Origin of the sequence: Tateyamaria sp. syn59 (genome assembly GCF_007995245.1) — a bacterium.
GTDB lineage: Bacteria > Pseudomonadota > Alphaproteobacteria > Rhodobacterales > Rhodobacteraceae > Tateyamaria.
On the sequence record NZ_VCBA01000003.1, the window covers coordinates 77152 to 90802 of the forward strand.

12 protein-coding genes and 1 rRNA gene (1 of these 13 cut by a window edge) are annotated in these 13651 nt (G+C 59.4%); 6 read left to right on the top strand and 7 right to left on the bottom strand.

All coding sequences use genetic code 11. The features are described 5' to 3' along the window. Positions 1 to 2 precede the first annotated feature (2 nt). The 4 genes from FD715_RS06475 to FD715_RS06490 all read right to left on the bottom strand — a co-directional run bounded on the left by FD715_RS06475 (position 3) and on the right by FD715_RS06490 (position 4440). The gene (locus tag FD715_RS06475) at positions 3 to 923 is read right to left on the bottom strand and encodes a PHP domain-containing protein (protein ID WP_147106973.1); all 921 of its coding nucleotides are present in this window, start codon (positions 921 to 923) and stop codon (positions 3 to 5) included. Positions 924 to 1061: 138 nt separating this feature from the next. Continuing rightward, on the bottom strand, positions 1062 to 2549 hold the full coding sequence (locus tag FD715_RS06480; RefSeq protein WP_147106975.1) for an FGGY-family carbohydrate kinase: 1488 nt from the start codon (positions 2547 to 2549) through the stop codon (positions 1062 to 1064). Continuing rightward, on the bottom strand, positions 2549 to 3643 hold the full coding sequence (locus FD715_RS06485; protein ID WP_147106978.1) for a M42 family metallopeptidase: 1095 nt from the start codon (positions 3641 to 3643) through the stop codon (positions 2549 to 2551). The genes FD715_RS06480 and FD715_RS06485 overlap by 1 nt, the downstream gene beginning before the upstream one ends. Further along, complete coding sequence (locus FD715_RS06490) at positions 3640 to 4440, bottom strand: BtpA/SgcQ family protein (protein ID WP_147106981.1); 801 nt, start codon at positions 4438 to 4440, stop codon at positions 3640 to 3642. The genes FD715_RS06485 and FD715_RS06490 overlap by 4 nt, the downstream gene beginning before the upstream one ends. 96 nt (positions 4441 to 4536) lie before the next feature. On the opposite strand from FD715_RS06490, the gene FD715_RS06495 reads away from it, so the two are divergent. Together FD715_RS06495 and FD715_RS06500 are read left to right on the top strand one after the other, a co-directional pair. Continuing rightward, complete coding sequence (locus FD715_RS06495; RefSeq protein ID WP_147106984.1) at positions 4537 to 5565, top strand: aldo/keto reductase; 1029 nt, start codon at positions 4537 to 4539, stop codon at positions 5563 to 5565. Beyond that, a complete protein-coding gene (locus FD715_RS06500) occupies positions 5562 to 6404 on the top strand; it encodes an amidohydrolase (protein WP_147106987.1) in 843 nt (280 codons plus the stop codon). Before FD715_RS06495 ends, FD715_RS06500 begins: the two co-directional genes overlap by 4 nt. Here the strand turns inward: FD715_RS06500 and FD715_RS06505 are convergent. The 3 genes from FD715_RS06505 to FD715_RS06515 all read right to left on the bottom strand — a co-directional run bounded on the left by FD715_RS06505 (position 6389) and on the right by FD715_RS06515 (position 8891). Further along, positions 6389 to 7234, bottom strand: a complete 846-nt coding sequence (locus FD715_RS06505) for a PfkB family carbohydrate kinase (RefSeq protein ID WP_147106990.1) — start codon at positions 7232 to 7234, stop codon at positions 6389 to 6391. The two genes, FD715_RS06500 and FD715_RS06505, sit on opposite strands and share 16 nt — an antisense overlap. Then, entirely contained in the window at positions 7231 to 8220 is a 990-nt protein-coding gene (locus FD715_RS06510; protein ID WP_147106993.1) for a TIM barrel protein, read from the bottom strand. Before FD715_RS06510 ends, FD715_RS06505 begins: the two co-directional genes overlap by 4 nt. A gap of 182 nt (positions 8221 to 8402) precedes the next feature. After that, positions 8403 to 8891 (bottom strand): fasciclin domain-containing protein, encoded by a 489-nt coding sequence (locus tag FD715_RS06515; RefSeq protein ID WP_147106996.1) that lies wholly within the window; start codon positions 8889 to 8891, stop codon positions 8403 to 8405. 256 nt (positions 8892 to 9147) lie between these two features. Here FD715_RS06515 and FD715_RS06520 point away from each other — a divergent pair, with 256 nt between their 5' ends. The 4 genes from FD715_RS06520 to FD715_RS06535 all read left to right on the top strand — a co-directional run. Beyond that, complete coding sequence (locus tag FD715_RS06520) at positions 9148 to 10629, top strand: FMN-binding glutamate synthase family protein (protein ID WP_147106999.1); 1482 nt, start codon at positions 9148 to 9150, stop codon at positions 10627 to 10629. Between the two features lie 72 nt (positions 10630 to 10701). Then, positions 10702 to 11610 (top strand): protein-methionine-sulfoxide reductase catalytic subunit MsrP, encoded by a 909-nt coding sequence (gene msrP, locus FD715_RS06525; RefSeq protein WP_147107003.1) that lies wholly within the window; start codon positions 10702 to 10704, stop codon positions 11608 to 11610. Beyond that, on the top strand, positions 11610 to 12212 hold the full coding sequence (gene msrQ / locus FD715_RS06530) for a protein-methionine-sulfoxide reductase heme-binding subunit MsrQ (protein WP_189799428.1): 603 nt from the start codon (positions 11610 to 11612) through the stop codon (positions 12210 to 12212). The genes msrP and msrQ overlap by 1 nt, the downstream gene beginning before the upstream one ends. Positions 12213 to 12996: 784 nt before the next feature. Beyond that, positions 12997 to 13651: ribosomal RNA gene (locus tag FD715_RS06535) — 16S ribosomal RNA — on the top strand; it runs 1547 nt beyond the window's last position.

The following is a 13651-nucleotide window of genomic DNA, read 5'->3' on the forward strand; positions in this document are numbered from 1 at the left end:
GTCTATTTCCAGACCGGGTTTGTCCACGCCCGTTTGCCAGCGCGGTCTACGACAGTCAGGCGCAACCACGGGCTGTACACAAAGCGGGCCAATGGGATGGTCACGCGGGTCATGCTTTCGCCGTGCTTGGCAACAGCGGCGCAGCCTTTGCCTTGAACGATCACTGATGCAGCGGCTGAACACTCGACTGTGACTTCTTCTTCACCCCAGATCACATCGTGGATCTCGGGACCCGTTGAGGCATAGCTGTGTCCCTGTTTGAGCGCGGCCAGCAGGGCCCCGGGCGTGTTCTCTTCCGCCTTGACCATGGTCCAGCCACCGAAGTGATCAGGTTCGCTGAAATGCGCGTCATCATTGGCGCAGAGCCAAAGGCGGCGGCCATCTTCCAGTAGCCGATCAAGGTGCCAGAACCCTTCGGCGCGGTCGGCGCCGACCTGACAGCCGTGATTGTAGACCTCAATGGCGTGCGCTGCCTCCAGCGACCGCGCATCGGCAAGGCTCAGACCGCCCCACTCGGGGTGCGCAATCGCGACGTAGGCGCCTGCATCGCGCGCACGCTGGGCCAAGGTGGGGCCGTTTTCCTGTTCGTCGACCGGCATAAAGTCAGGAGAGTGCGATGGCGCAAAATCAGCCGGGAGACCGACAGCCAGAATGTGCCACAATTCACCGTTTTCCATCGCGCCCGAGTGAATTTCTGCTCCGAGGATAGTGGTAAAGTCCGCGTCACGAAACGGCACTGTGTCGACGATGGGATAGTCATAAAGCCCAATGAAATGGTCGGTCAGCGCGATGAAGTCGTACCCTGCGGCTTTGTAGCGGCGGCAGACTTCTTCAGGCTCCAGCACCCCGTCGGAGCGGGTGGAGTGAGTATGCAGGTTGCCGCGCCAAAAACGTCCACGTGCGGAAAAGGCTGGGTCATGCATGCTATGGTCCTTCAAAACCGGCAGTCCCTGCTTTGCGAGCTTATGTTCAACACCAGCGCATCAAAATTGGGCGAACTGGGCTGCAATGTCACGGTCAAACACGCGCGCTTACGCTGGTGCGTTCCATGTCACTGACAGTCACCCCAGTTCCCGAGCAATGTCTCTGGTTTGCTCGTATAGCCTTCTGAACAGGTCATGTGCGTTGTCGTAGGCGTCGTTGCGATTTGCCCGGATTTCTCTGTTTATGGGGTTCCAGGATGCAATGTCCTTTCGATCTGCGATGCCGACGGCGAGTGCGGCCAGAAATGCGTCACCGTAGCTGGCACCCACCGTCTTTTCGCAAACGATCTGGTCGATCCCGGTGATGTCCGATGTAGCTTGCAACCAAAGCGCATTCTTCGTCCCACCGCCCACGGCGAGCAGCCGGGTTGGCGATTGACCCAGATCAGCGAACGTGTCGGTGACATGCCGTGTGCCATGGGCAATCCCTTCGATCAGGGCGCGGTACATGTCGCCGCGCGTGTGGGTGAGGTTCAGACCGAACATCGCACCCTTGGCGTGAATGTCGTGGATCGGGGTCCGTTCGCCCGAGAAATAAGGCAGCATCAGCAGACCATTCGCACCGGGGGGCGATGCCGAGGCCTCGTCCGCCAAAGCCGGAAATGCCTCCGCTGGATCGAGGTCGCGCGCCACCTGATCGCGGAACCAGTGGGTCAGTGTTCCGGACGTGGCTGACCCCGCCATCGACGCGTGCTCACCTTCAAAAAGCCAGGGCGCGTACCATATCCGGGGGTCTGCTACGCGGACCTGCGCGCGCAGGATGATAAAGATGGTCGAGCCATACATCATCATCATGTCGCCCATCTGATCGACACCCACCGACAGCGCCTCGGCGGCGGCGTCGATTGTGCCTGCTGTCACTGGCGTTCCGACGGCCAGTCCTGTCGCATCCGCAGCCGTTGCCGTAATGTGACCCGCAATCTCGTTCGACCACAGCAGGCGGGGCAGCTTGTCCAACGGCACGATGTCGTCGGCCAGATCATCCACCCAGTCTCTCGTTTCGACATCGTAGAGTGGTGAGAAGTTGGCTGCTGTGTAGTGGTCGATCACCACCTCACCTGTGAGCCGCTGTACTAAAAAGCTGGTTGAGGTCAGAATATGCGCGGTTGCAGCGTAGATTTTGGGTCGGTTGCGTTTCAGCCAAAGGATCTTTGGGCCCACTGATTGCGATGTGAGAGCGTTGCCGCACCGCGCGATGATGGTGTCTTCTCCGATCCGGTCGGTCAACTCGCGCACTTCGGTTTCGGCCCGCCCGTCCACGCCATACAGCACACCGTTCATCAATGGCGCGCCGTCACTGTCGACCGGTAGCATGCAGGGCCCAATGGCACTGCACGCCACCGCCTTGATGTCCTTCGGATCTATGCCGCTCTGTTCCAGGAGTGCGCGGCAGACATACACGAAGTCCCCCCACCAATCCTCTTCGGGCCTGTGCTCGGCCCAGCCCGGTTGCGGGACCAGCATTTGGTGCCCGCGGATGGCCTGTGCATGGACGGTCCCTGATCCGTCCACCAAAACACCCTTGGTTTCATAGGTGCCGATATCAATGCCGAGTGTGTAGGCCATCAGGTGTAGTCATCCCTGTCGAGTGAGAAATCAGGGCCGATCCGCTGCAATGCGGCGTCCAGCAGATCGGCCAGTTGCGCCAAATCGCAAAGATCGCACAGTTCGCGCGCGGAATGGGAGTACCGCATGGGAAAACCCACGTCGATTGACGCGACACCTTGGCCCGCATGCTGAACATAGGACAGGTCAGTCAGCACCCCGACTTGTGCGCTTCGTTGCAATGGGATGCCTTCGGATTGGGCCGTTTGTTCAAACAGATGAACCATTGCCGGATGCGGGATGACGCCGTTCAGCGTCCCGCGCCCGTGAAAGGAGTAGAGGCTGATGCCCGGCCCCCCGCCAAGCGCGATATCGCCATGCCCGCGCATGTCAGGCGTGTCAGCCGCCAGCAGCAGGTCGATCTGGATGGCGACATCGGGTTGAAGCGTTTGGGCAAGAGGCAGCGCGCCGCGCAGGTTGAACTCTTCCTGTACAGTAAACGCGAGGTGTACTGGCGGTCCCGCGGTCCGGTTCTTGAGCCGACGTGCAACTTCCAGCAGCACGGCGCAGCCCGCCCGATCATCGACGCTGGTTCCCATGATACGCTCACCGGCCAATTCCACAGCGCGGGGTGCATAGACCACTGGCGTGCCAACGCGAATGCCGGTGTTCGTCACGTCGTCTTCAGATGCCATCCCGATATCGACATACAGATCGCGGTATGGCGTGACTTTGTATTTCTCTTCGGTGTTCGTCGCGTGGTGGCTTTTGTTTGCGATGACCCCGGGGATGTCGCGCCCTTCTCCGACGCAGACCAGTACCTCCTGGGCAGCCAGCGCCCGCTCCGGCACGCCGCCAAGGCGCTCCAGTCGGAGAAGGCCATTGCCTTCGATCTTGCGCACAATGAACCCAAGCTGATCCATATGCGTAAACAGCATGACCGACGGTCCCTCGCCGGGGAAATCCGCAACAAGGTTACCGAGGCAGTCCGAGCGGCTGGGCACGCCCATATCATCGAGACGGTTGCGAATGCTGCGGCGCACCCGATCCTCGTGCCCTGACAGGCCCGGTATGCGCATCAGGTCCATCAGGTCCTGTTTGATGCGCGTTGTCATGCGCGCGCCTTTCTTGCCCGCTCCATGAAATCTCGCGCGCGGTGCGGGTCAACGGGGTTCCACGTATCGCCATCCACCTTGAGTGATGAGCCAACGATACACCCGTCGGCCACGGACAACACATCCGCCACCGTTTCGTGTTTGACCCCGGTATTGGCCAGGACGGCGATATCCGGCAACACCGCCTTCACCGCCTCCAGATCTGACATGGCAGCCGCCTCACCGGTGATTTGCCCTGATACTAAGACTGCATCCGGGATTGATGAAAAAACGGCGCTGCGCGCCCGGTCGGGGAGGGGGCGCCTGTCCAGTGAGTGGGCAAATTCGGCCGAGACATTGTAAAGCATCGCCATATCTGGCCGCCCCAGCCGGTTGCGATAGCGCATGGCCTTGCCTGCATCAGGCGTCCAAGGCCCCATGTCGGACGCGTATGTGCCGGTGAAAATCTCGCGCACGAAACTGGCACCTGTCGCCACACCCACTGCAACGGTTGCCATCGGATCCCACAGCATGTTCACGCCGAACGGCACGGTGATCTCTGACTTTAACTGCCCGATCAGGAACGCCATCGTCGCGGTCGAAGCGGCGTCGACCTGAAACTCGTAGGGCCGGTCATTTTCGTTACCGAACATCACCGCGTCAAAGCCTGCGTCTTGCAGTGCGTGCAGATCTGCTCGGGCGGCGGCCAGCAGATCAACGGACGGATCGTGTAGCGGGGCGCCGGGCAAGGCACCGATATGCACCATGCCAATCACCGGCTTGGTTTCCCCGAACACGCGGGTAAATCGTTCTGTCATCTGCGATCCTCCCCGACCAACTGTAGGAACGGCAGGCTGTTCAGGCAAAAAGAAACTGCGCTACAGTCAAGACGATTGGATTGGGTGGAGACTGACATGGCCTTGAAAACGCGACACTGGGATCGGATCGGCAACGGCGGACTGACCTTGACGGAGTTGGGGTTCGGGACCGCACCCTTGGGCAATCTCTATCGGGCCATTAGCGACGCAGAAGCACGCGCTACGCTGGATGCGGCCTGGGCGGGCGGCGTCCGCTATTTCGATACAGCGCCGCTTTATGGGATGGGCCTGTCTGAGACGCGTTTGAACCCGTTTTTGCGAGACAAGCCGCGGGATGACTACGTGCTGTCGACCAAGGTCGGGCGGTTGATCCAGCACTGCGCGCCTGAGCACCGGTCGGGCGTTGGCAAATGGTTCGAGGTGCCGCAGCGACGCGAACAATATGATTATACCTATGACGGCATCATGCGGTCGTTTGAGCACTCGTTCTCACGGCTTGGCGTTGACCGGATCGACATTCTCTATGTCCACGATCTGTGCATTTTCTCGCATGGCTCCAAAGAGGCGTCGGACATGCGGATCGAAGAGTTTTTTGGCGGGCGCGGCTATGACGCTATGGTGTCGTTGCGCGATCAGGGCCTGGTCACGGCCATCGGGGGCGGCATCAACGAGTGGGAAGTATGTCAGACCCTCGCCGAGCGCGGGGACTTTGACCTTTTCCTGCTTGCGGGCCGCTATACGCTGCTTGAACAAACCGCGCTCGACAGTTTTCTACCGCTTTGCGAGGCGCGCGGGATCGGCATCGTATCGGGCGGACCGTACAACTCGGGCATTCTCGCCACAGGTGCACGGGACGGGGCTTGGTACAATTACAATCCGGCGCCAACCGACATCTTGGAAAAGGTCACCGCGATCGAGCGCGTTTGTTCCGCGCATGGAGTCCGGCTTGTGGATGCGGCCTTTCAGTTTCCGCTGCTCCATCCTGCGCATGTCACGGTTATCCCGGGTGGTCAGGGCGTGACCGAGATGGAGAGCAACCTGCAGGCGGCCAAGGCTGAAATACCTGCGGCACTGTGGTCCGACCTCAAGTCCGAAGGTTTGATGCGTGAGGACGCGCCTACATGAAGATCGACGCGCATCACCATTTGTGGCAGCCCGCGCGTGGTGATTATGACTGGATGCCCAAAGATAATCCCGTATTGAATCGGGTATATGCGCCAGGTGATCTTGCCCCGCTTCTTCGTCAGCATGCCATTGACGGAACTGTGCTCGTCCAGGCGGCCGCCACGGTTGAGGAAACCGAATACATGCTGGGATTGGCCGATGCGACGCCGTGGATCAAGGGCGTCGTCGGGTGGGTGAACTTCGAGGACGCGGGCCATCTGCATCACCTCAAGCGGTTGGCCGCACATCCCAAGTTTTGCGGTGTCCGCCCCATGATCCAGGACATTCCTGATGTGAACTGGATGCTGCGTGACGATGTGCAATGGGCCTACGGCGCACTTGTCGATCTGGATTTGACATTCGACGCCTTGGGGTTTCCTCAACACATCAGCAACTTTTTGAGCGTGGCAAAGCGATACCCCGGCCTGCGCGTAGTTTACGATCACTGCATGAAACCCCAAATCCGAGATCAGCAGGCTGGACAGGATGCATTTACGCAATGGGCGGATGGCATGACGCAGCTGGCGCAGGAAACCGACGGATGCGTGAAGTTCTCGGCTCTTGTCACCGAGGCCGATGATGGCTGGAGTATTGAGGATATCCGTCCGTTCGCCCGGCACATCCTCGATGCGTTTGGCCCCGGCCGCGTCATGTGGGGCTCCGATTGGCCGGTGTGTCGGTTGCGGTCAGAATATGGTGACTGGCACGACATGGCCGGGGTCCTGACGGACCATCTAAGCGATGCGGATCAGACCAAGATCTTTTGCGAAACGGCGATACGGTTCTACGGCCTGGCCTGACCCGCCATAAACGCCCGCACCTTGTCTGCAGTGAGCATGTCGCGCTCCGCTAACGGCTGTGTCACATGCAGCGCTGCCGCCGCCTGAGCAAATCCGATGGCGTCTGGAATGTCATCACCATCCGCAACCCGCGCGGCCAGCGCGCCCACAAACATGTCGCCGGCGCCGTGGGCCGATACAACATCGACTTTATACGCCGGATGGTTGATGCCATCGTACCGTGCCCCGTCCGCACCCAGCGTCGTCAGCACCGGCTGGGCTGCCAAAACACCGGCGTAGAACGCGGCTTCGACCCGATTGACGATCAGGAGGTCGATCTGGTCAAGCAACTCAACTGGCAACGCGCGTGCGGGAGCTGCATTGAGCCAGACCTGCACGCCTGCTTCCCGGGCCTTGCGTGCGACCGAAAGGTTCACGGCATCCGGCACCTCGTTCTGCAAAAGAAGCAGGGACGTCGATGGCGGAATGGCTATCTGCTCCGCATTGATCCGCAAGTTGGCTGCGGAAACGATGACGGCCCCGTATTGGCCGCTGTCCTCAACGATCGCGGCGCTCATCCCGCTGGCTCCGTTGTCGACCTGAAGCTGACCGGTATTTATCCGGGCGGCATCAAGCGCCGTGCGGATCATGTCGCCGAATGGATCGCTGCCAATGCGTCCCGCAAGACCGACATCTGCCCCCATCCGCGCCGCGGCAACGGCCTGATTGCCTCCCTTGCCGCCAAAGACGAAGTCGACTGCCGATCCTGCAACCGTTTCATCCAGCTGCGGCAAATGCGGTGCGCGCAACACCACATCCAGATGCAAGGATCCTACGACAAAGACGCTCACCCCAGCATCGCCGCCTGTACCAGGCGCATGGCTGTGGGCGCATCCTGCCGCGCAATAGCGTGCTGCAAATCGGTATCGCCGATCAGACGCGCCGCTACCGCGCGCAGTCGTTCGACCACTTCGATATTCGTGCGTGCCTCGGCCACTGGATCCAGGCCGGAATGGTCGGGGAACGTGTCGAAATAGATCGCGCCCTCATAGCCCGCGCGCTCAAGTTCAACCAGCAATTCGACTGTTTGGATCGGATGCACGGCACCGACCATCAGGCCGTTGTCCCATTTCCCGTACCCGTCGTTCAGGTGCACACCCAGAATGCGCGAATGCCGCGCCACCAGGGCGGCGGCAAAGGCGGGCATCTCGTCGGCGTAAAGCACATGGGCGAAGTCCAGTGTGACGCCAGTGTTGGGTCGGCTGAGTGCAGCAAGGGCCAGAAGTGTCGTGGCCGCATCGGGCATCAGGGCAAAGGCGCGGGGTTCGTTGGGCTTGTATTCCAGCGCAATATCTATCTGCGGATTGTGATCCGCCACCTCTGCCATCGCGTCAAGTGTGGCGTCCCAAGCCTGTGCATAGTCCATCTGAAACGAGTAATCGAAACCGTCTTGGCCCATCCACAAGGTCATCATGGTGCCGCCCATTTCGGCCAGCACATCCAGACCACGCTTTGTTTCGTCGATGGCCTCGCGACGGACGCTGGCGTCCGGATGCGTAAAGGCTCCCAGTTTGTATCCTGGGTCGGTGTAGTACCGCATGGCCAGACCGTTGAGGACCATACCATTGTCTTGCAGCGCCATGCTCAAGTCGGATGGAGTGTCTTCGACAAAATGGTCAGGATAATTCAGATCAGCGGCGGTCAGTCCTGCGGTTGCTGCCCGCGCCAGCAGGTCCGTTGTAGTGATCGTGTTTTTTTCGGGCCAGTACGCCTTCGCCCCGATTTTGAAGGCGTTCAGGCGAGCGGCGTATTTTGGAGTACTTTTGTCTTGCGTCATACGAGCGACGATACGCTTGCAGCACTCCGTTGCACAGCGTGCTGTGTATTTTAGTCTCGCAAATGATGCGGGAGCGAGCGGCGCTGTGGCGTCTGCCGACATGAGCGCAACGTATCGTTAGGGTGCGTTTGGTTGCGCGCAGCGAAGGGACCCCACACGTTGGGGCCCCTTGCAGTATTAACTTAGCTGTTGCCTTCGGGCAGGATCACCTGGTCGATCACGTGGATCACGCCGTTCGATGTTTCGATGTCGGCGGATACGACGGTCGCTTCTTCGACCATGACGCCGTTGTCGAGATCGATGGTGATTGCCTCACCTTGGACGGTGGTCGCTTCCATGTCGTCCGACAGGTCGGTGGACATCACTTTGCCGGGCACGACGTGGTACGTCAGGATCGCGGCCAGTTGCTCTTTGTTTTCCGGCTTGAGCAGCTCTTCGACTGTGCCTTCGGGCAGGGCGGCAAATGCCTCATCTGTCGGGGCGAAGACGGTGAACGGGCCGTCGCCTTTCAGCGTGTCGACGAGATCGGCGGCCTGCACGGCGGCGACCAGCGTTTCAAACGTGCCCGCGCTCACGGCGGTGTCGACGATGTCTTTTTTCGCGGAGCCTGCGATGGCGGCGGTTGCGAAGGCGGCTGTGGCGACTGTGGCCAGAAGTGTCTTACGAAGCATAGGTGTCTCCATTAAGGTTGCGATAACCGTCAGGCGGCATCGTGAGGCAAACGCGCGGCAGGGCTGTTTGGATCACGTGGAAATTTTTCCCACGGTGACTTGAAATGCGAGGGTGGGTGCCTAAGCTGAGCCTATTTTCAATTTCCACTCACGGTTTTGTTAAGCAGGGCGAAAAGTTGCCTGTGCTTGCGTCCTGCGGATCGCCTTTGCAGAGTGGGCATTGCGCGCATGGGAGGTACGTGGGGTGAGTTTTGCGATGTCTGTGCTTGAGGTGATGGTCCTCGGGTTTTTCTTTGTCATCGGTCTGGGCGTAGCCGTGGCGCTGGTGATGTTTGTGATCGACCGGGCGCAGACCCATGATGCGATCCGGCGGAACTACCCTGTCATTGGCCGGTTCCGGCATCTGTTTTCGACGCTGGGTGAGTTCTTTCGTCAGTACTTTTTTGCCATGGATCGGGAGGAGTTGCCGTTCAATCGGGCGCAGCGGGAGTGGATCAAGCGGTCGGGTGAGGGGGTGAGCAATACCGTTGCCTTTGGCTCGACCCGGAACCTGAATGTTGTGGGCACTCCGATCTTTGTGAATGCAGCCTTTCCCCCGCTTGCCGATCAATATGCGCGGACCGCGCCGATGGTGATTGGGGAGGGCGCGCGGGTGCCGTTTACGGCGCGGTCGTTCTTTAACATCTCGGGCATGAGCTATGGAGCCATATCCAAGCCTGCCGTTCGAGCGCTGAGTCGGGGGGCAAAGGAGGCGGGCGTTTGGATGAATACGGGCGAGGGGGGCCTGAGCCCGTATCATCTGGAGGGTGGCTGCGACATTGTCTTTCAGATCGGGACCGCGAAGTTTGGCGTCAGGGATGAAGAGGGCAACCTGAGCGACGACAAGCTGCGTGAGGTGGCGGCGCATAAACAGGTGCGGATGTTCGAGATCAAGCTGGCGCAGGGGGCGAAGCCCGGCAAGGGCGGTATTCTTCCCGGTGAGAAGGTGACGGAGGAGATTGCCAAGATCCGGGGGCTGCGCGTGGGGCAGGACGGGATTTCGCCCAACCGGCACGCGGAGGTCGATGATTGGGACGATCTGCTGGATCTGGTCTGTCATATCCGTGAGGTCAGCGGCAAACCCGTGGGGATCAAGACGGTGGTGGGGGCAGAGGCGCCGATTGCGGATCTGTTTGCCACTATTAATGCACGGGGTGCGGAGTGCGCGCCGGACTTTATTACTGTCGATGGCGGTGAGGGTGGCACGGGTGCTGCGCCCATGCCGCTGATTGATCTGGTGGGCATGTCCATTCGCGAGGCGCTGGTAACGGTCGTGGACCTGCGGGATCAGGCGGGGTTGAAGGAGCGCATTCGTGTTGTCGCCTCTGGCAAGCTGGTCAATCCGGGTGATGTGGCCTGGGCTCTGGCCGCCGGGGCGGATTTTGTCACCACCGCGCGGGGCTTCATGTTCAGTCTGGGCTGCATTCAGGCGCTGAAGTGCAACAAGAATACATGTCCCACCGGGATCACCACCCATGACAAGCGGTTCCAGAAGGGGCTGGTTGTCGAGGATAAGGAAAAGCGTGTCACGCGCTATGCCAGCGAGATCATCCACGAGGTCGAGACCATTGCGCATTCTGTTGGTGTGGCCGAGCCGCGGATGATGCGCCGCCGTCATGTGCGCATCGTGCAGGATGACGGACGGTCGCGGGCGTTGAATGAGATCACCCCGAGTTACAACCCGGTGACAAGGCCGTGAGCGAATATCATTTTGGAAGGCTTTCGGAACCATCTATGTGGCATGATGTTTGAAACCGCAGGAGACACATGAATGGCCCACCGTTGGAAAAACACCCTGACCCGCGCTGACGCGACGCCGCTGGCGGCGTATATGAACCGTCGGCAGATCATGGCGGGGGCGATGGGGCTGGGTCTGATCGGTGCGGCGGGCATGGCGCGCAGCGAGGGTGCCGAGGAACTGGTGCCCAATTCCTGGGAAGACATCACACAATACAACAACTTCTATGAGTTCGGGACCGGCAAGGGCGATCCGGCGCGCAATGCGCATACCCTGACGACCGAGCCATGGACCGTTGTCATCGACGGGCTGGTCGACAATCCGGGCGACTATTCCATGGAACAGATCATGGAAGCGATGACGATCGAGGAACGCATCTATCGCTTCCGCTGTGTCGAGGCGTGGTCGATGGTGATCCCGTGGAACGGGTTTGAGCTGGCGGACCTGCTGACGCTGGCCGGTGTGCAGGAGACCGGCAAGTACGTCGCCTTTGAAACCGCGCTGCGCCCGGACGAGATGCCGGGGGTCCGCTTCCCCACGCTGGACTGGCCCTATGTCGAGGGGCTGCGCATGGATGAGGCGATGCACCCGCTGACGATCATGGCGACGGGGATCTATGACAAGACGATCCCGAACCAGAACGGCGCGCCCATGCGTTTGGTCGTGCCGTGGAAGTACGGGTTCAAATCCATCAAGTCGATTGTGCGGATTACCGTGACCGAGGATGAGCCGCCCACCAGTTGGAACAAGGCGAACGGGCGCGAATACGGCTTCTATAGTAATGTGAACCCGGAAGTGGATCACCCGCGCTGGAGCCAGGCGAGCGAACGTGTCGTCGGTGGGGGCCTGTTTGCCAAGCGTCAGCCGACGCTGATGTTCAACGGCTATGAACAAGAGGTCGCCAGCCTGTACGCCGGTATGGACCTGCGCGCGAATTACTGATGCTGGCGGACCGGATCAATCAGGTGGGCCGGAAGGTCCCCACATTGGCTGTATATATAGTATGCCTGATCCCGGTCCCCGTACTTCTGTATATGGCACAGACGGGCGGCCTAGGGCGTGAACCCATTCGGGCGCTGGAGCATGAGCTGGGCGAGATTGCCCTGCAGCTTGTTATTGTGGGTCTGTGCATTTCGCCACTGCGCCGCTTTGCGGGTGTGAACTTGCTGAAGTTCCGGCGCGCGGTTGGATTGCTAGCCTTTATATATGTAGTGCTGCATCTGCTGGTCTGGGCGGTGCTGGATGTGCAGACGCTGGACCGCGTGATCGCAGACATCATTAAGCGGCCGTACATTACGATAGGGATGGCCGCCTTTGTTCTGATGGTGCCGCTGGCGGTGACATCGAACAATAAGTCGGTCCGCTGGCTGGGGGCTGCGTGGCGGCGGCTGCATCTGCTGACGTACCCCATCGCGATTCTGTCGGCTGTGCACTTCATCTGGCTGAGCAAAGGCTTTCAGTTGGAGCCATTGGTCTATCTGAGCGTGATTTTGGGGCTTTTGGCGCTGCGCGTTCCTGCGCTGGTCAAGAAAGTGGCAGCCTGAGGGGTGATTTGCCCGATTGAGGGCGGTCAGTGCATCGCAAGTCGGGGTGAATCGCGGCTGTATCGGGGTCGGGACCCGGAATTTTCGAAAAATCTTGGGGCTGGTCCAGTGAATCGGGCGACCCGTTGAGGTGAATCGGGCGCGATTCAGGTGATTTGGCCGGGTGAGTCTGATGAGTCTTGGGGATAGGTCTGTGGATAACCCCATATATTGATGACAGGGGTATGACGGAGGTTGTGAGGCGGGGTAATTTTCTGCCGATTTGACGCTAGGTTGGTGAAATTTGATTGCGTAAGACCATGTTTTTTCGAGGAAAATCAGGTTTTTTGGAAAAAAATGCGTTTTCTTCAAAAAAGCACTTGCGGGTCCCCCGCACTAACCGTAGAACCCCCCTCACCGGCGGCGCTAAGGGACACACCAACGCACTGACGGGGCGCCAAACGGGCCAAACGGCAACGAGACGCACTAAGAAATACCAGAGGTAATCGAGGCGGGGCGCGCCAAAAAGTTAGGGCGCATCCAGTCACTTTTGTCTCTACGCTCTTTGAAATTGATGATAACTGAAGAGATATGTGGGCGGTTTGGTTCATTTCGATGGATCAACGTCTGTATATCGCGCTCTTAGACCTTCGGGTCGATGATAGAGTGTCAGCTTCACTGTTTGGACGGTTTCTTGTTTTCTTATGAAAACCTGAAGCACAACAAACAGAAGACTGTCCCGGTCATGCCGGCCGGGACGATGTGCAGAGGTTCGAACGTCAAGGATACGTTGGCAACAACGTTTCAACTTGAGAGTTTGATCCTGGCTCAGAACGAACGCTGGCGGCAGGCCTAACACATGCAAGTCGAGCGCACCTTCGGGTGAGCGGCGGACGGGTTAGTAACGCGTGGGAATATGCCCTTCTCTGCGGAATAGCCACTGGAAACGGTGAGTAATACCGCATACGCCCTTCGGGGGAAAGATTTATCGGAGAAGGATTAGCCCGCGTTAGATTAGGTAGTTGGTGGGGTAACGGCCTACCAAGCCTACGATCTATAGCTGGTTTTAGAGGATGATCAGCAACACTGGGACTGAGACACGGCCCAGACTCCTACGGGAGGCAGCAGTGGGGAATCTTAGACAATGGGGGAAACCCTGATCTAGCCATGCCGCGTGAGTGATGAAGGCCCTAGGGTCGTAAAGCTCTTTCGCCAGGGATGATAATGACAGTACCTGGTAAAGAAACCCCGGCTAACTCCGTGCCAGCAGCCGCGGTAATACGGAGGGGGTTAGCGTTGTTCGGAATTACTGGGCGTAAAGCGCACGTAGGCGGACTATTAAGTGAGGGGTGAAATCCCGGGGCTCAACCCCGGAACTGCCTCTCATACTGGTAGTCTTGAGTTCGAGAGAGGTGAGTGGAATTCCGAGTGTAGAGGTGAAATTCGTAGATATTCGGAGG

What these genes read in the sequence shown, in the direction of transcription:
- FD715_RS06475 (WP_147106973.1), bottom strand. Translation starts at nt 923, where the DNA reads ATGCATGACCCAGCCTTTTCCGCACGTGGACGTTTTTGGCGCGGCAAC.
- FD715_RS06480 (WP_147106975.1), bottom strand. Translation starts at nt 2,549, where the DNA reads ATGGCCTACACACTCGGCATTGATATCGGCACCTATGAAACCAAGGGT.
- FD715_RS06485 (WP_147106978.1), bottom strand. Translation starts at nt 3,643, where the DNA reads ATGACAACGCGCATCAAACAGGACCTGATGGACCTGATGCGCATACCG.
- FD715_RS06490 (WP_147106981.1), bottom strand. Translation starts at nt 4,440, where the DNA reads ATGACAGAACGATTTACCCGCGTGTTCGGGGAAACCAAGCCGGTGATT.
- FD715_RS06495 (WP_147106984.1), top strand. Translation starts at nt 4,537, where the DNA reads ATGGCCTTGAAAACGCGACACTGGGATCGGATCGGCAACGGCGGACTG.
- FD715_RS06500 (WP_147106987.1), top strand. Translation starts at nt 5,562, where the DNA reads ATGAAGATCGACGCGCATCACCATTTGTGGCAGCCCGCGCGTGGTGAT.
- FD715_RS06510 (WP_147106993.1), bottom strand. Translation starts at nt 8,220, where the DNA reads ATGACGCAAGACAAAAGTACTCCAAAATACGCCGCTCGCCTGAACGCC.
- FD715_RS06515 (WP_147106996.1), bottom strand. Translation starts at nt 8,891, where the DNA reads ATGCTTCGTAAGACACTTCTGGCCACAGTCGCCACAGCCGCCTTCGCA.
- FD715_RS06520 (WP_147106999.1), top strand. Translation starts at nt 9,148, where the DNA reads ATGTCTGTGCTTGAGGTGATGGTCCTCGGGTTTTTCTTTGTCATCGGT.
- msrP (WP_147107003.1), top strand. Translation starts at nt 10,702, where the DNA reads ATGGCCCACCGTTGGAAAAACACCCTGACCCGCGCTGACGCGACGCCG.
- msrQ (WP_189799428.1), top strand. Translation starts at nt 11,610, where the DNA reads ATGCTGGCGGACCGGATCAATCAGGTGGGCCGGAAGGTCCCCACATTG.